Consider the following 16,957-nt stretch of genomic DNA (forward strand, 5'->3'; position numbering starts at 1 on the left):
CGGCCTGTCGCTCCCTGTTTTGGTGAGGGTGACGCATGATCCTCGACTGGTTACTCCCTGTTCTGATTTCGGCTTCGCTGGTGCTGGCCCTGGCCGGTGCGTTCAAACGCGCCAGCCTCTGGCGCGCCGGTCAGCCCGAGTCGGTCAATCTTCTGGCCGGCCTGATGGCCATGCCGCGACGCTACCTGGTGGATCTGCACCATGTGGTCGAGCGCGACAAGTACATGTCCAATACCCACGTGGCCACGGCGGGCGGCTTTGTGCTGTCCATGCTGCTGATCATTCTGGTGCATCTCTTCGGGCTGGAGAGCCGCTGGCTGGCCTGGGCGCTGCTGGCATCTTCAGTGCTGATGTTTACCGGTGCCGTCTTTGTGTTCAGACGCAGGCTTAATCCGCCGTCGCGCCTGTCCAAGGGGCCCTGGATGCGCCTGCCCAAGAGCCTGCTGATGTTCTCGGCCAGCTTCTTTATCCTCACGCTGCCGGCGGCGGGCATTCTGCCTGAAGCCTTTGGTGGCTGGGTGCTGGCGCTGATTCTGCTGGTCGGTGTGGCCTGGGGTCTGAGCGAACTGGTGTTCGGCATGACCTGGGGCGGGCCCATGAAGCATGCCTTCGCCGGCGCCCTGCATCTGGCGTTTCACCGTCGCCCGGAGCGTTTCAACGGTGGCCGTTCCACCGGTCTGAAACCGGTCGATCTGCAGGCCCGTGTGCTGGGTGTGGAAAAGCCCACGGACTTCAAATGGAACCAGTTGCTGGGCTTTGATGCCTGCGTGCAGTGCGGCAAGTGCGAAGCTGTGTGCCCGGCCTATGCCGCCGGCCAGCCGCTGAACCCGAAAAAGCTGATTCAGGACATGGTCATCGGTCTGGCCGGTGGCACCGATGCCAAGTTTGCCGGCAGCCCTTATCCGGGTATTGAGCTCGGTCATGCCGTCGGCGGCCCAAGCCAGACCATCACCGAAGGCCTGGTGAACTCGGACACCCTCTGGTCCTGTACCACCTGCCGTGCCTGTGTCGAAGAGTGCCCGATGATGATCGAGCACGTTGATGCCATCGTCGACATGCGCCGCTTCCTGACCATGGAAAAGGGCAACACCCCCAACAAGGGTGCCGAGGTACTGGAGAACCTGATCGCCACCGACAACCCCAACGGCTTTGATCCGGGCGGGCGCATGAACTGGGCGGCGGATCAGAACCTGCCGCTGATGGCCGATGTGAAAGAGGCCGAGGTGCTGTTCTGGGTCTCCGACGGTGCCTTCGACATGCGCAGCCAGCGCATACTGCGCGCCTTCGTCAAGGTGCTCAAGGCGGCGGGCGTGGATTTTGCCGTGCTGGGTGATGAAGAGCGCGACAGTGGCGATGTGGCCCGCAGGCTGGGTGACGATGCCACCTTCCAGAGCCTGGCCAAGCGCAATATCGCGGTGCTGAACAAGTACCGTTTCAAGCGCATAGTGACCACGGACCCGCACGCCTTCCATGTACTCAAAAACGAGTATGGCGACTTTTATCCCAACGGCAAGGGCGGCGACTATGAAGTGCTGCACCACACCACCTTTATCAACGAACTGGTACAGCAGGGTCGCCTGCAGCTGGATGCGTTCAAGGGCGGTACCGTGACCTATCATGATCCCTGCTACCTGGGGCGCTATAACGGCGAGTACGACTCTCCCCGTGACCTGCTCAAGGCCCTGGGTATCGAACTGGCCGAGATGGAGCGGTCGGGCTTTCGCAGTCGCTGCTGTGGCGGTGGCGGTGGCGCGCCTATCACCGATATTCCGGGTGAGCGCCGTATTGCCGACATGCGTATGGAAGATGCCCGTGCCGTAGGTGCTGAGCTGGTGGCGGTAGGTTGCCAGCAGTGTACCGCCATGCTCGAGGGTGTGGTGGAACCGCGGCCAGTGATCAAGGATATCGTAGAACTCGTGTCCGAGGCGCTGATCGAACGCGCGCCGGCACCCAAGGCTGCCCGGGTGGCTGAGGAGCTGATGTCATGAGTGATCTGATTCGCAGAGACCCCCGTGCCGAGTGGATCGCACGCAACCGTCTGCACCCGCTGCACGCGGCCATGACAGCCGCAGCCGGTGAAGTGCGCGGGCCTTCGGGCCTGCTGCGCAAGAATCCCCACGGTGTCGGTTTTATCGGCCCCAACGGCATCAAGCGCATCGACCGGCTCGGTGGCAGTGCCGCTGCTGTGGGCGGTCGCCGCGGTGCGGCCAAGAGTGCCCAGGTGGTTGAATTGCCACTGCATGTTGTTGATGCGCCTGATTTTTACGTGGTCACGGTGCTGGACACAGTCGGTGGTCGCCTGGGCAGCCATGACAAGGATGTACTCGGTCAGGCTCACAAGCTGATCCGCGATACCGAGGGCAATGGCGCCGTACTGGCGGTGGTGTTTGGCGAGAGCAAGGAAGAGGGCTTTGGCCTGGCCGGTGTTGATCGCATGCTGCAGCTGGAAGGTAGTGAATACGAAGGCTACAGCCCCGAGCAGCGTCTGGCGGCGCTGGTCGAGGTGGAGCGCAGCTTTGCACCGCGCTACTGGCTGTTCCCTGACAGCATCAATGGTGGCAACGAACTGGGCTGTCGTCTGGCGGCGCGTTTGGGCGAGCGCCCGGCAACCCAGGCCTGGCAGGTTGATACGCAGCAGACGCTGTGCCGCGGTGCCGGCGGGCGCACGGATATTACCCGTGCCACGCCGCGCTTGCTGCTGCTGGCCGAGGAGTGCGCCGAGCCTGTGGATGAAACACGTCACGAAGCGCGCGCGCTGGAACCGTGCAAGGTTGCGCCGAGCCTGGTGCGCATCAAGGACCGCGGTCAGGTGGCGGTGGACCCCAACGCCATTCCGCTGGCCGAGGCCGAGTTTATTCTGTCTGCCGGCAACGGTATCCGCGACTGGGATCAGTTCCACCAGGCGGCCGAGCTGCTGGGCGCGACCGAAGGTGCCAGCCGTGTGGTGGTGGACGATGGCTTTATGCCACGCCCGCGCCAGGTCGGCGCGTCCGGTACCTGGGTAACCGCGCGGGTCTACCTGGCGGTGGGCATTTCCGGTGCTATTCAGCATATGCAGGGTATCGGCCAGTGCGACAAGGTCGTGGCCATCAATCTGGATGCTGGCTGTGACATGGTCAAGCGCGCGGATCTGAGCGTGATTGGTGACAGTCATGCGGTGCTGCAGCACCTGATAGAGCTGGCGCAGGACTACCGGCTCGGAGCGGCTGAAAATGCAGCCTGAACAGACTGACCGCAACGGGAGGGTCGAACATGTCATCTGATCTCAATATCGTTGCCCTGGTGTCTATCGGGCAGCACCCCAAGTCGGGCCGTTCGCGCCGCGCCGAACAGGATGCCCGCGCCGTGGAACTGGGTCTGCGCCTGGCCGGTGAGCGGGTACAGGTGCTGCACGCCGGCGATGCAGCGGACGAGTCCCTGCGCCAGTATGCCGGCATGGGGCTCAAGAGCCTGCGGATACTGCAGCAATCGGCCGATGCCGATGCCGTGGTGGCGCTCGGTGACTACCTCAACGAGCACCGCCCCGACCTGGTGCTGACCGGTGTACGGGCCGAAAGCGGCGAGTCCTCCGGTATGGCGCCCTATCTGCTGGCGGAAAAGCTCGGCTGGCCACTGGTGACGCGCATTGCCGACATCGTCAGTATCGAAAACGGCGAAGCGCAGATTCTGCAGGCGTTGCCGCGGGGCCAGCGCCGTGCCATTCAGGTGCGTCTGCCCTTTGTCGCCAGCGTAGATATGGCGGCGACGGCGGCGCGCCAGAGTGCTTACGGGCCGGGCCGCCGGGCGCAGCTCGACGCCATGCCCTGGGTTGAGGCTGCGGATACTGAGCGTACCCAGTGGCAGCAGGCGCCTGCGCGCAAGCGGCCAAAGCGCCTCAAGAAGGTCAAGGCTACGACAGCTGCCGAGCGTTTCAAGGCGGCCACAGCCAAGTCCCAGGGCACCGGCGGGCGCATTATCAAGGACCAGCCACCGATGGAGCAGGCGCAGGCCATTTTTGATCTGCTGCTTGAAGAGGGCGTGATTCGATAGGTGGCTTTATTGCGGCAATCGCTGATTAATAATCGGCGATTGTCGTAAAAGGAATGTCCGATGACGAGTTCAGACATTTCGCTTAATCACTTCGGCGTTATCATATTTTCACAGTAGCGCAGGTTATATCTGCTCAGGGTGAACTCACCATTCACCCGATGTTCCAGGCGACACTGTTATCGTATTGCTCCAGGGGAACTGCAGTTAAGGTCGCTTATTCGACTTTCTCCAGCCCCTCGTTTGGCTCAGGTGTTTGCAATATTCACCTTATCCTGTGTACCCATCACGGCTTTTATCCGGGCACTTGCCCGGATTTTTTTTATGTACAGGATGTACGGTATATCGCGGGCGCATGGATGCGCAGGAGCGGTGTATATGGATGTACGGTCCCTTACTTTTGCTCCTGCAATAACGAAATTTCCGCCATCCCGCTTCAGAAATAGAGTTTCAGGACTGAGTCGGCGACGCAGACGATACGTCCCGATCCCTCGACCTCCACCTTGATCTGGTTGACCATCTCCACGCTGCGCTTGGACGGCGTCAGGGACTGAAGGCTGGTGCGGGCGCGGATCCGGCTGCCAGTCTTGACCGGGTGCGGGAAGCGGACCTGGTTGAGGCCGCAGTTGATTACCATGCGGGCTTCGGGGTACGGGGGCCTTTGCGGATTGACGGTATCGGTCAGATCCGGCAACAGCGACAGGATCAGAAAGCCGTGGGCGATGGTGCCACCGAAGGGTGATTCGTTGCGGGCGCGTTCCGGGTCGGTGTGAATCCACTGGCGATCGCCCGTCACGTCGGCGAAACGGTCGATGCGTGACTGATCGATCGTCATCCAGGGACCGACGAACAGTTCGCGGCCGATATGTGCCTGCCAGTCGTGATAGAAATCGAGGACCTTGGTGTTCTTCACCGCCTGCAGGTCGCGACCGCCGGCAGGGTCGAGAATCAGATGGATTCTCGAAACCCAGGAGTTGTTCAGCGTATTGTTCAGTGAGTGACTGATGAAGTAGGACAGTTGCCGCAGGTGGCTGTCGGACGTGTTTTTGAAATCAAGACGGCCGAGCCGTACTCTGATCGAGCGTTCTTTCTCGCGGATATATTCGAAAACGTCCATCATCAGATCCTGTCTGGGTGGTGCAGGAGCGGCAAGCCGGCTCCGGCTATAGCGATATCAGATCGGCCGCCAGGGTTGTTTGGGCTGCCGGGCCCGTCATGCCGCCAGGGCAGGTAAAGGGAACCAGCGATATCCCGGGCAATTCGGGCGGGCTCTGCGTTGGCGCGATCAGCGCCAGGCAGAGTCGGTAGCGCTCAAGACAGGGAAGGCGGAACCAGAAGCTGCCCTGGCCCAGTCGCGTTCCCCGCTGCCAGCAAGCAGGCTCTGCCGCCTCCGGCGGCGCCAGATCGAAGTCGAGTTCGGCGAAGGGCAATCGCAGGCCCAGGCCGAATGCCTTTGATACGGCTTCCTTGATACACCAGGCCCGCGCCAGCAGCGCACCCCTTTTCGCCGCCGGTATCGCCTGCAGTGCCTTGTATTGTACGGGGCTCAGCAGCTGCCGGGTACAGATACCTGCGCCAAGGTTCCGGCTGAGCGGCTCTATATCCAGCCCAGGCTCGAGCCTGTGACTGAGTGCGACGGCCACGACCCCATCGCTGTGGGAAATACTGAAGCCCGGCGCGGACCTGTGCAGTACCCTGGGCTTGCCCGGGTCTGCGGTGATTTCCCAGGCTGCGGGGGCTATCTGTCCCCCGCAGCTGGCGGACAGTGCATGGCGCAGCAGGTAACGGCCGAGCAGAAAGTGGAGGCCGGCGTCACGGCTGACAGTGGCCCGATAGCGGGCGCACTCCGGGGCGCTCAGGGTGGCAAAAATCGGTGCAGGGTTTAGCGCCAGCAGCGGCGCGAATGCGCTGGTGGTCGCAAGCCAGATGCGGATATTATCGGGTGCCTGTGTCTGCATGCCGGGGCTTAGAATGAATAGTGCAGCTTGATTTCGATAAAATCCTCATCCCGGACCGGGTACAGCCAGCTATCCTCGGGCCTGGCGTTGAGGAACAGCAGTGCCCGCGTTTCGATCCTGACATAGTCGTTCAGGCGGTGTTTCAGACTCAGGTCCAGGTAGTTGGCATGGCTGTCGAAGTCGTAGCTGACCAGACCCCGGAACTGACTGTTGCCGATATCGCCAAAGGTCGATTTGAGCCCGATGAACAGATCGTTCTGGCCCAGACTTTCGGCCTGCTCATCCCGGTCATCGATCAGGTATTCGGCGATCAGCGACAGGTCCTGAAGGCCCTCCGGAAGCGAATAGACAGGTACCTCGAGACCGAGATTGGCGGCGAAGAACCCCTGATCCCGTTCGCGGCCGGTTTTGACTTCCAGCTTCAGGATCGTATCGTCGACCAGATAGAGTGTGTCCAGCAGCAGGTTTTCGGTTTCGATATACCAGGGCGTCAGCTCCCTGGCCGTGCCGCTGCTTCTCAGTAGCAGCGGTGCCCGGCGGGTACCGTTGAAGTAGCCGAGCCCGACTTCGAGGTCACCGAGGTACAGCTGGCCGCGCAGCGCGATATCGCCGCCGTGCTCGGACGTCTCGAACTGCGCGCGCTCCGAGACCGGCAGTCCGAATGACGGGCGCTGCGAAAACTCGCGTTCACGAAAGGTCGGCAGGTAGTAGAACGACAGCTCGCCGGTGTCGAACCGCAGGCTTAATGAGGTGAAGCTCTGCCCCAGCTTGTCCTTGCCATCGACGGCCTGGCGCAGGTCCGCCTGGTTCAGCACATTGACGATGTTGATGGTCTCGGAAACGCCCCAGAAAAAGGTCCCGACACCGGCACCGAACGAGAGCCGGTCATGGCGCCACAGTGCGCTGGCCTGACGGATATCGCCATAGCGGCGGTTTTCGTCCTCGGCATCCCAGCTGCCGAACAGGCGCAGCTTGAAATCGGCGTCGCCAATACGGCCGCTGGCGTCTATCTCGCCCTGCAACCCTGGCGCCTGACGGTAATCGGCCCCGTCGTCCGCGGATGCGGCCTCATGGGCGAAGGCGCGGTAGGTGGCGGCGATGTCCACGGAATGGCTTTGGATGACGCCCTCGGCGAGGGCCGGCGGCGCGAGCAGGCACAGGCACAGCAGTGGCCGAGCTGATGAGCGAAGAAATCCCATCCTGGTCAGTCCTTCAGCATATTGCGATGGAAGCTTTCGTCCGACAGGCCATTGCCAAAACGGATGCTCCTGTAGCTCAGGATAGTTTCGTTACCGGTTTGCTGATTGTGCATTGCCACCTGCATCGGCCGCCAGTGGCGGTCGCTGTAGAGCTGGAAGTCTTCTGCGGTAAAGGTCTTGAGCAGCGTGCCTCTGCGGTCGAAATACTCGATGCGGTGGACCCGGCGTGCGCTCTGGTCGGCCCAGACCCGCTGCCGGCTGTAGGCGGAGTGCGTGTCGACGGGCATGCGGTCGATGACATCACATCTGAGCGCGTTCGCGCCGCTGCCGTCATCGCACGCCTCTTCCCTGACATAGGCATAGCTGAAGTCGTCGATCTGCTTGTCGGCCAGGTCTTCGAACGAAAATTCGCTGCTGACGAAGGCACCGCTCTTGTTGCGGGATGATATCCGCTTGATGCGCGCATTGGCCGGCAGGTAGAGCCACTGTTCATCGGTGCCGGCGGGCTGCGGATGCGTGAGCAGGGCCGTGCCCCGGATATCGGCAGGAAAGTCAAAGCGTATCAGCGACTTGTCGCCGCCCTCCGGGTTTTCGAGCAGGCGGATTTCGAGTTCGCGAGTGGTTTCATTGCCGGCCCGGTTGCGCAGAATCATCGTCAGCTCGGCGACGCTGTCGCCGTAGCCCAGGTCCCTGTTTTCCACCGCCTCTGCCACCCGCCGTCCTGGGTCTGTAGTGTTCTGGGCGGCGGCAGGCAGGCTCAGAAGGCCGCACAGCAGCAGCGTGGCGCTGTGTCGCCGGACATCATTTTGCATCGTGAAGCTCCTCTGCTTTGCGAAGGTATCGGGCCGCCGGGGTCGGTACCCGGCGCAGAAACGACAGCACCAGTGCCGGCAGTAGCAGCAGGTCGAAGATCAGCGCCAGCACGATGGTGATACTGGTCAGCATGCCCATTTGGGCGTTCTTTTCGAAGGCGGAGGTCGACAGCAGCATAAAACCAACGACCAGTAGCAGCGAACTGATCACAATGCCGCCCATTGTCTTGCTGAAGGTTTCCCGCACGCTGTCCTCGGGCGTCAGGCCGCGCTTGAGGCCATTCATGTACTGGTAGATGAAGTGCACGGTGTCATCGACAATAATGCCAATCGCCATCGCCGAGACACCGGCCAGACCCATGGAAATCTGGCCGTTGATGCCATACCAGAATCCGAAGGCGGCCGCGACCGGCAAGAGATTGGGAATCAGGCTGAGCAGGCCGATGTAGACGGACCCGAAGACCAGCGTCAGCATGATTGAAATCACCACAAACGCCAGGGATGCGCCTTCCAGCAGGCTGATGATATTGGACTCGCCAATGTGCGCGAAGATGACGGCGGGGCTGCTGTGATAGATCTGGATCGCCGCCGGCTGCTGCTGCCGGAGCCAGCCTTGTGCCCGCTCTTCAAAGGCGATCAGCCCGAGGGAACTGAGATTCTGCAAGCGTGCGGTCAGTTTCGCCGAGGACTTGTCGAAGCTGACCTGGTGGGTCACGTCGCGGCCGAAGGGCAGCGACATCTCGTACAGCAGAAATTGCTGGGCGGCGGTGGTGGCGTCGGCGGGCAGGCGATAAAAGGCCGCGTCGCCGCCGTTCATCAGGCGGTTAAGATCCTTGATGCGGTGCAGCGGGCTCGAGGTCGTGACCACCTCCGGCTGCTCCAGCAGCCAGGCATCGAACTGTTCCATAAAACGCAGGAAGTCGGGGCCGAAGATACCGTTCTGCTGCGTCGCCGACAGCGAATAGTCGATGGTGTATATGCCGGAAAAGTGCTGGTCGATCCGCTCCGAATCGGCGCGGAACGTCTGTGACTTGTCGAAGTAGCGGATCAGGTCGTCGTTGAGCGCGTTCAGCGGACTGAGTGCCGCCACGGCCAGCGCCAGCGGCAGCATCAGCCACAGGATCGGACGCCGGCACCGGATCACCCAGCCCGACAACCGGCTCATCCGCTCGAACAGCCGGGTGGTGGCGGTTGCCCGCGCCGAAAACCGCAGCCGCAGCAACAGTTGCGGCAGCACAGTGACCGTCAGCAGCAGCGAAAACAGCACCCCCAGCGCCACTATGTTGCCCAGGTCCCTGAACGGCGGCGAATCGCTGAAGTTCATCGCCAGGAAACCGACGATGGTGGTCAGGTGGCTCACGGCGATGGGTTTGATATTGCGCTGATAGGACTGCAGTACCGCCTCATGCCGGGGCAGGCCGGCGGCGATCTGGCGCTTGATGTAGCTGAGGATGTGGATGGCCGACGCCACTATCACCGTGAACATGATGATTGGCGCCGAGATCGAGGGCGCGGACAGGCGGATGCCCAGCCAGCCGGCCATGCCCAGGGACCCGCACAGCGCCAGGACGACGATGGCCAGAATGGCGCCGGCCGCGGCCGGCGATCCCAGGATAAGACCGGCGCTGATGAGCACGAAAACGATCATCAGCGGAATCAGTGTCACGAAGTCCTTCTTTGCGGCCTTGAAGAAGGCGCCGTTCATTTCCACGACCCCGGTCTGGTAGAAGCGGTGTTCGGGATGCGCCGCCTGGTAGGCGGCGATCAGTTCATCGACACCGTCGGTGACGGCGAGGACTTCAGCCTTGTTGTCCAGACCCGGCAGCCGGGTGGTGACATTGATGGCCGTGTAGCGACCATCCGCCGTCACCAGGTTGCCCACCAGGTCCCGCTCCAGGCCTGCGGCCGCGGCAATGAAGTCGATCCGCTGGGGGTTAATCTCGTCGAGTTCGTAGACGAGCTCTTCGATCAGGATATCGTCGCCGTCGGCCGAGCTGTAGGGGAAATTGGTCAGTGAATCAACACGCGAGACGTGGGGCAGGCGCCAGAGTGCCTGTGTCAGCTCATGCACCAGCCTGAGCGTGTCGGCGTTGTAGACGCCTGCGTCGGCCGGCGGCTCAATCATGATAAAAACATTGTCGGTGGTGCTGTAGGTATCCTGCATTTGCTCCAGGCGCAGCAGGTCGCTGTCGTCATCATCGAAGAAAATGCGGTAGTCGCTGGCCAGACCCATGCGTGTCAGGCCGGCGGCCGATACCAGGGTCAGCAGCAGCACCAGTGCCAGCAGCCAGCGGCTGGCGCGGGATTCCATAAGCCAGTGCATCCGTGTTCCTGCGTTCAAAGCGCGTCTTCCCTGTCCGATAAAAAGCTGCGCAGCGGCGCCATGATCCTGTCGACGTCCGCTTCGACGCCCATCACCAGTTCCGAGGCCCTGCAACTGAGCCATTTGCGGCCCACCACGAACAGGCCGGGCTCGGGGGTCTTGCCGTAGTCTTCAACGAAGCCGTCGGCACCTATGCAGTGGGGCAGATTCAGCCACTGGGTGTCGTCGCGGTAACCGGTGGCCCAGATGACGCAGTCGACGTCGCGCCATTCACCGGACGCGAAGCGCAGGCGCTGGCCCGCACATTCCAGCGCCCGGCCGACGATCTCGACCCCGCGGGCCTGCAAGTGGCGATTGCTGTAGTCGCCGCAGGGGACCGGATTGCGCTTTTTCAGTATCCGGGCCACCAGGCTGTTCTTGTCGGCGTACAGAATCCGCAGCTTGTCGAGCCACCAGAAGATATCGCGCTTGAGTATCCGGTTGGGCGTCAGGCCCCGCGGCGAGCCGGTCGCCAGGATCACAGTACAGCGCTTTGCCAGCTGGTCGGCGATCTGCCGGCCGCTGGCGCCGTCGCCAATGACAGCGACGGTGCTGCCGTCGGTGATCGAGGCGGTGGACCCGAGCCCGGCATCCAGTTGCCGGACGCTGGTATCGAGTTGCTGGCCTATCGCCGGTACATGGGGCAGCTGGTTGGCACCGGTGGCGTTGACGATACTGCGGGCCCACAGGTCGGTGCCGTTCTGGAGCTTGATCAGAAAGCCCCCCGGTTCGACACGCTCCAGGCTGACGACTTTGGCCTGTTCCCGAATCTGCAGTTTGTGGTGCTGTGCGTACTGGCTCAGGTAGTCGGCCATTTCGACCACGGATGCAAAGCCCTCCGGGTCGCCGGGAAACGGCAGCTCTGGCAGGGCGCAGAACTGACGCGAGGTGAACAGCTGCATGCCCTCCAGCCGGTTGCGCCAGGCGTCGCCGATCCGATCCCGCTCCAGCAGCAGGTAGTTTAAGCCGGCCTGCTGCAGCCTGCGTGCGGTATGCAGACCAAACTGGCCGCCGCCGATGACGATGCAATCGTACTGCTGCATCAGCGGGCGTCCCCGGCTGGCGTGCCGAAGCGCTGCTCCAGGTGCGCGACCAGGGCATTGATGGTGGGGTAGTCGAAGGCCAGCGTCGGATCGACCTCGACACTCAGCTGATCTTCGATGAGGGTCGACAGGCGCACATGGTCGGCGGAGTCCAGACCCAGGCTTGAAAAGGACGTATCCCGGTGCTCGTCAATTGAGAACTCGGGGGTCTTGGCTGCGATAAAGCCGGCGATCTGTTCCACCAGTGTTGTTGTGCAAAGCTTGGTTGTCATCTGGGTATCCTCAGGTCTGGGCGGGTACCGCCTGTTCGGCGGTGATCAGTTCCCGGCAGGCGGTGCGCCTGACCTTGCCGCTGGTGGTTTTCGGAATGCCGCCGGGTTTGACCAGCAGCAGCCGGTCTAGGGCCACGTCGTGTGCCGCCATCACGGCCTCGCGCAGCTCAAGACGCAGCTGTGCGTGATCCTCGTTGAGAAAGGCGTTGCGTCGGATCTCGACGATCGCCGCCAGCCGGGTTTCGCCGTCTATCTGCAGCGTGAACACCGAGGCGCTGTTGTTGCCGGCGGCGTGCGGATGGCTGTTGCAGCTGCGCTCTATATCGTAGGGGTAGAGGTTGCGCCCCCGCAGAATCAGCATCTCCTTGATGCGTCCGGTGACGAACAGCCGGCCCTGGTGCAGGAAACCCATATCCCCTGTTCGCAGGTAGTGCCGGCCGTCGGCCGGTTCCAGCTGCGCCCTGAAATTCTGTGCGCTGATGTCGGGCTGGTTCAGATAGCCCTGGGCGACCGAGGCACCGCTGATCCAGATCTCGCCGATGGCGTCGGCCTGGCAGACGCGGCCGCTGGCGGGATCGACGATCCTTAGCTCCAGCTGCGGCGTGACCAGCCCGCAGTTGACTACCCGGCGCCCCTCGGTGGCCGGATGCAGGCGGCCATTGTCAAAGCCTGCAGGCTCGAACGTCAGGGTCTCGATGCCGCTGCCTGCAGGTCCGCCGGAAACGAACAGCGTGGTTTCCGCCATGCCGTAGCAGGGAAAGAAGGCCGCGGGATTGAAGCCATGGGCCTGGAAGCGGTCGGCGAAGGCGTGCATGGTGTCGGCGCTGACCGGCTCCGAGCCGTTCAGCGCCACTGTCCAGCAACTCAGGTCGAGGCCGGACAGGTCCTCGCGCTCGGCAATGAACTTGACGCAGTGTTCGTAGCCGAAGTTCGGCGCGGCTGAACTCTGGATGCGATAGTGCGAGATCAGCTCGAGCCAGCGGCGCGGGCGCTGCACGAAGTTCATTGGCGGCATGAAGACATAGGTGCCACCCAGGAACAGCGGCTGCAGCAGATGCCCGATGAGGCCCATGTCGTGGAACTGGGGCAACCAGCCGCCGGCGATCAGCCCGGGCTTATGGCCGCAGGCCTGCTGAATCGCCAGCTGGTTGTCGACGATATTGGCGTGGCTCACCATGACGCCCTTGGGCAGGCCGGTAGAGCCCGAGGTGTACTGGATGAAGGCCAGCTGGTAGGGGTCCGGCGGCGGCAACGGGATGGCGTCTGCGGGGCCCGTCTGGTATTCGTCGATCCAGTCCTGGTCGCGCAGGTCGACCTGGGGCAGTTCCGCCAGCTGTTCCGCCAGCAGTGCCCGGCTATGGGCCGTGGTGAGGATGGCCCGGGTCCTGGCGTCCTCGAGAATGCGCACCGTGCGTTCAAGCTGCTGCGCGTTGCGGCTCAGGTTGAGGGGCACGGCAACGGCGCCGGCGGCCAGGCAGGCGAGAAAATTGACGACGAAATCCAGTCCGCTGGGGAACAGCAGCGCCACCGGCTGGCCGCTGTACCCGCGCGCTACCAGCAGGCGTGCCCGGTCGAGCACCTGCCGGTTCAGCTCCCTGTAGCTCAGCGAGCGGGCGGTATCGGTGCCCTGGGATTGAAAGACGCAGGCGGTCTGGTCGCCACGGCGGGCGACATGACCCTCGAAGGCCTCCATGAAACGCAGCGGCGGGGCCGGTTGATGCTTCATTTTCACAGCTCCTCTATCCGCTGAAGCCCATGGCCTGCAGCTGTTTCACCCGGCGCTCGAGGGAGGCGGCGAAACGGTCGATATCCTCCAGGCGCGTGAAGCGGCCGAAGCTGATCCGGATCGCGCTCTGAATCCTCTCCTCGTCCAGACCCATGGCCAGGAGGACGGGGGACAGCTGTTTGGTCTTGTTGTTGCTGCAGGCGGACCCGATCGACACCACCATGCCCTCCTTTCTTTCCATCAGAACGGCGAGTGCCTCGCCCCTGATGCCCGGAATAGACAGGTTGAGGGTGTTGGAAATGGCGGCCTCGTAGGCGCTGGCGCCATTGATGCAGGTCTGGATATCGGCGTCGTTCAGCCGCTCGATCAGTCGCTGCTTGCACGCCAGGCTGTGTTGATCCCAGGCAGCAAGCTCCCGGTAGCACTCGTCGGCGGCGGCGCCAAGACCCGCGATGGCGACAAGGTTTTCGGTGCCTGATCGCATCGCCATTTCCTGGCCGCCGCCGTGGATCAGTGGCGACAGACGCTCGACATTGCGGACGTAGAGACCGCCGATTCCCTTGGGGCCGTAGAACTTATGCGCCGAGAAGGAAACGAAGTCGGCCCCCAGTAACTCGACGTCCAGGGCCCGTTTTCCGACTGCCTGAACCGCATCGACATGAAACGCAATGCCGCGCTTGCGGGCGAGCTTTGCCACCTGCTCGACCGGCTGGATAACACCGGTTTCGTTGTTGGCATACATCATCGATATCAGGCGGGTGTCAGGCCGGATGGCGACGGCCACTGCATCGACGGAGACGGCACCGCTGGCATCCGGGTTCAGGCAGGTTACCTCGAAGCCGAACTGCCGGGCGCAATAACGGATGGTTTCGAGCACCGACGGATGCTCTAGTGCGGTGGTCAAAATGTGGCCGGCGCGGGGCAGGTCATTCAGCAGGCTACCCTTGATCGCCCAGTTGTTGGACTCGGAGCCGCCGGAGGTGAAGAACACGTGCGCGGGCTCCGTGCCCAGCAGGTGCGCGACCCTTTGCTTGGCGTTTTGTATCAGCTCGCGGTTGCTGGTGGAGGGCGCTGTGCGCCCCGAGGGGTTGGCGAAGAGCCGCAGCGCGGCGCTCATCGCCTGCGCCGCGGCTTCGGACACCGGTGTAGTGGCGTTGTAGTCGAAGTAGCCTTCGATCGCCTGTGCCTGCGTCATGCCGGGATCTCCCGGCTGGCGCCATCGACCTGTGCGAGCAGCCGCTGATGCAGTTGCTGCAGAATCTCGACGCAGTGGTGCTGAGACGGCTCAAGCTCACCGAGCATGGCCTCTATCTCGCTTTCGCTGCGCTGCGCGAGCCGCTGCAGCGGCTGATCGTTGAGCGAGGCACAGAAAATATTCGCCGTCGCGACCGAGGTGGCGCAGCCCCAGGCTCTGAACCGGGCTTTGTCGACCCGTCCGTCAGCGGCACTGATCTGGATACGGATACGGTCTCCGCACACCGGATTGCCGATCTCGTACTCGAAATCCGGCCCGTCGATGTCGCCGACGTGGGCCGGGTCGGAAAAGTTGTCGATGATGATGTCGTTGTACATGCAGCAGCTCCCTGTCGGCTTAGGGTCAGGCGACGACCGGACAGTTATCGGCGGCGGCCGGTGCGGCGTCCAGATCGTCCAGACGCTTGTCCAGATTAACGGCGCAACAACCGAATTCGGTCGATTCGGGCAGGCGCATCACGTACTGCATGCGCTGTCCGCTGCGGCCGGAACGGCTGGGTTCGGGCAGCAGCCGGACCAGATCCTCGGTCAGCATGAAGCCAGGGGTCGAGCGGGCGAGGGGATCGAGAATCGCCAGCTGGCCTATTTCTCCCGGAGCGACTTCGCGGTCCAGCTGCTTGGGGTCGCGTACCGAAAAGTGGATGAAGGGGGACACGTGCTTGACGCCATGTTCGTCGTCAATCGCGACGACATTCGACTCGACCAGTGCATAAATATCGCGGATCTGGCTTTCCTCGACCCCCAGGTATTCCATGCATTCCTGGTTGAACTCGGCGCGCGACAGCATCTGGCCCGAGAAGCGTTTCCAGCCGCCGAGCGTGATGACATAGCTGCTCTTGTCCAGCTTGACGCGGGTATTGGTGGCCTTGAGGTAGCTGATAAAGCGGTTGATCAGGAAGGGCGGGCCTATGATGTGGCGACTGAACTTGTGATTCCAGTCATTGAGCTGCGCCAGCGCATCTTCGGGCTTGAACGACTCCTGCCGGACCATGAAACGGTGGGTATCGAGCAGACCGGCCAGCATGTTTAGCGCCTTGATCATGCCCATTTCCGGAATTTCCTCGGTCGATGGACAGAGGTACAGGCCTGCGCCCTTGGATATTTCCAGGAATTCGCGGTACATCGCGTAGATGCCCATGACCGCGTTGTCGACCGTATCGCTGCAGCGGCGGGACACGCTCGGGATTCCAGAGGTACCGGTGCTGCGCATTTCCAGCTCGATGTCGCGCAGGCTGACGGAAAGCAGCTTGTGACTGTCATTGGCTTTGAACAGCTCAATGGGAATCAGCGGTATTTTGATCAGATCTTCCGGCGCCTCAATGGATTCAGGCGTTATACCCTTGCTGTCGCAGGCGGAACGAAAAAAGGCATTGTTTGCGTAATGGGTTTGAAAAGCATCGCGAATCAAACCTGTTTTAAATTCCAGCAGTGTTTCATCGGGCATGGAATAAAGTTCCGATACCGATGAAAGCGCAACCTTCAAAGGATCCAGTCCATTTTTCTTTAACATGCTTTGCAGTTCGGCCGACATCTTAGTCTCCTTTAAAAGTCTTGTGGGGATATGGCTTTTATCGTCGGTACCCAGGTGCTTTCTTATTTTTGATTGGCAATCCCCGCGATGGACGCCTGGGCAGCGGCCTGGATGCCGTTGCGCCTGGCGGCTCTATACTCTGGGGGCGCCTGATTACAGGGCTGACGATCGGAAGTGGTGCACAGTGGACACTTGGGCCACGGGATCTGGCTCTGGCCACCGTTCTGCACCTGGCAATGTGACCAATCTCGGGAGGGCTGAATAGGGTAAATAACATTCTTGCTTTGCTTCCCTGGACCCGCAACCAACGGCTCCTCGCATTCCATTCTTATTAGTTGTTTGATCGCGGTATATCCTGGTGTTTACGGCGATCAGGGCAAGAGGTTATTGAACGATACATTCAAAGTCAAATATTAAAACGCCCGTTTTAAATGAAATTTTAAAGTCTATCGCCTGTGTAAATGTTGACGGTTGAACGGACTTTTTTCAGAAGTATTTCGTATTTTTTTCCGAAATTATCGATATTTCTTTTTTTAAACATCTGTGCGTTTGTTGATCGTTTTTGTGCTTATATTTTGATATTTCGCTTAAAATGGCTGTATTTTTTTATCTGTGGCGGATAAGGGTTGGTATTTCGCATGCCGTTATTTTCGTTATTTAAATAGATGTGCTTCTGATTATTCCGGAAATTCTGATTCTGGCGGGCTGTCGGTATTAGGCCGGTGGCATTTTACGTCTGTAGAGCCGGTTTAATACTGTGGCGCAGGATGCGCC

14 protein-coding genes are annotated in these 16,957 nt (G+C 61.6%); 3 read left to right on the plus strand and 11 right to left on the minus strand.

The annotated features are described in order from the left end of the window. Positions 1 to 38 precede the first annotated feature (38 nt). Genes MRS74_RS18935 through etfB form a run of 3 tightly spaced genes read left to right on the plus strand, consistent with a single transcriptional unit; the run spans position 39 to position 4,029 of the window. On the plus strand, positions 39 to 1,988 hold the full coding sequence (locus tag MRS74_RS18935; protein ID WP_254581855.1) for a (Fe-S)-binding protein: 1,950 nt from the start codon (positions 39 to 41) through the stop codon (positions 1,986 to 1,988). Further along, on the plus strand, positions 1,985 to 3,223 hold the full coding sequence (gene etfA / locus MRS74_RS18940) for an electron transfer flavoprotein subunit alpha (RefSeq protein WP_254581842.1): 1,239 nt from the start codon (positions 1,985 to 1,987) through the stop codon (positions 3,221 to 3,223). The genes MRS74_RS18935 and etfA overlap by 4 nt, the downstream gene beginning before the upstream one ends. A gap of 29 nt (positions 3,224 to 3,252) precedes the next feature. Further along, entirely contained in the window at positions 3,253 to 4,029 is a 777-nt protein-coding gene (etfB, locus tag MRS74_RS18945) for an electron transfer flavoprotein subunit beta (protein WP_254581843.1), read from the plus strand. A 433-nt stretch (positions 4,030 to 4,462) separates the two neighbouring features. Here the strand turns inward: etfB and MRS74_RS18950 are convergent, their stop codons facing one another. Genes MRS74_RS18950 through MRS74_RS19000 form a run of 11 tightly spaced genes read right to left on the minus strand, consistent with a single transcriptional unit; the run spans position 4,463 to position 16,183 of the window. After that, positions 4,463 to 5,143, minus strand: coding sequence for a MaoC family dehydratase (locus tag MRS74_RS18950; protein ID WP_254581844.1), 681 nt, complete (start codon positions 5,141 to 5,143; stop codon positions 4,463 to 4,465). 46 nt (positions 5,144 to 5,189) lie between these two features. Continuing rightward, positions 5,190 to 5,984 carry a 4'-phosphopantetheinyl transferase family protein gene (locus MRS74_RS18955; RefSeq protein WP_254581845.1) on the minus strand — a complete coding sequence of 265 codons (795 nt, stop codon included), beginning with the start codon at positions 5,982 to 5,984 and terminating at the stop codon, positions 5,190 to 5,192. Between the two features lie 8 nt (positions 5,985 to 5,992). Continuing rightward, positions 5,993 to 7,183, minus strand: a complete 1,191-nt coding sequence (locus tag MRS74_RS18960) for a hypothetical protein (protein WP_254581846.1) — start codon at positions 7,181 to 7,183, stop codon at positions 5,993 to 5,995. A gap of 5 nt (positions 7,184 to 7,188) precedes the next feature. Next, positions 7,189 to 7,995, minus strand: a complete 807-nt coding sequence (locus tag MRS74_RS18965) for an outer membrane lipoprotein-sorting protein (protein ID WP_254581847.1) — start codon at positions 7,993 to 7,995, stop codon at positions 7,189 to 7,191. Further along, a complete protein-coding gene (locus MRS74_RS18970; protein ID WP_254581848.1) occupies positions 7,985 to 10,318 on the minus strand; it encodes an efflux RND transporter permease subunit in 2,334 nt (777 codons plus the stop codon). Before MRS74_RS18970 ends, MRS74_RS18965 begins: the two co-directional genes overlap by 11 nt. Before the next feature lie 14 nt (positions 10,319 to 10,332). Next, positions 10,333 to 11,400 (minus strand): flavin-containing monooxygenase, encoded by a 1,068-nt coding sequence (locus MRS74_RS18975; RefSeq protein WP_254581849.1) that lies wholly within the window; start codon positions 11,398 to 11,400, stop codon positions 10,333 to 10,335. Beyond that, entirely contained in the window at positions 11,400 to 11,672 is a 273-nt protein-coding gene (locus tag MRS74_RS18980; RefSeq protein WP_254581850.1) for an acyl carrier protein, read from the minus strand. Before MRS74_RS18980 ends, MRS74_RS18975 begins: the two co-directional genes overlap by 1 nt. A 10-nt stretch (positions 11,673 to 11,682) precedes the next feature. Next, positions 11,683 to 13,398 carry a fatty acyl-AMP ligase gene (locus MRS74_RS18985; protein WP_254581851.1) on the minus strand — a complete coding sequence of 572 codons (1,716 nt, stop codon included), beginning with the start codon at positions 13,396 to 13,398 and terminating at the stop codon, positions 11,683 to 11,685. Positions 13,399 to 13,411: 13 nt separating this feature from the next. Beyond that, complete coding sequence (locus tag MRS74_RS18990; RefSeq protein ID WP_254581852.1) at positions 13,412 to 14,593, minus strand: cysteine desulfurase family protein; 1,182 nt, start codon at positions 14,591 to 14,593, stop codon at positions 13,412 to 13,414. Continuing rightward, the gene (locus MRS74_RS18995) at positions 14,590 to 14,970 is read right to left on the minus strand and encodes an iron-sulfur cluster assembly scaffold protein (protein ID WP_254581853.1); all 381 of its coding nucleotides are present in this window, start codon (positions 14,968 to 14,970) and stop codon (positions 14,590 to 14,592) included. The genes MRS74_RS18990 and MRS74_RS18995 overlap by 4 nt, the downstream gene beginning before the upstream one ends. A 25-nt stretch (positions 14,971 to 14,995) precedes the next feature. Continuing rightward, positions 14,996 to 16,183, minus strand: coding sequence for a LuxE/PaaK family acyltransferase (locus tag MRS74_RS19000; RefSeq protein ID WP_254581854.1), 1,188 nt, complete (start codon positions 16,181 to 16,183; stop codon positions 14,996 to 14,998). Positions 16,184 to 16,957: the final 774 nt, after the last annotated feature.

The organism is Marinobacterium sedimentorum (assembly GCF_024267675.1).
Classification (GTDB): Bacteria; Pseudomonadota; Gammaproteobacteria; order Pseudomonadales; family Balneatricaceae; genus Marinobacterium_A; species Marinobacterium_A sedimentorum.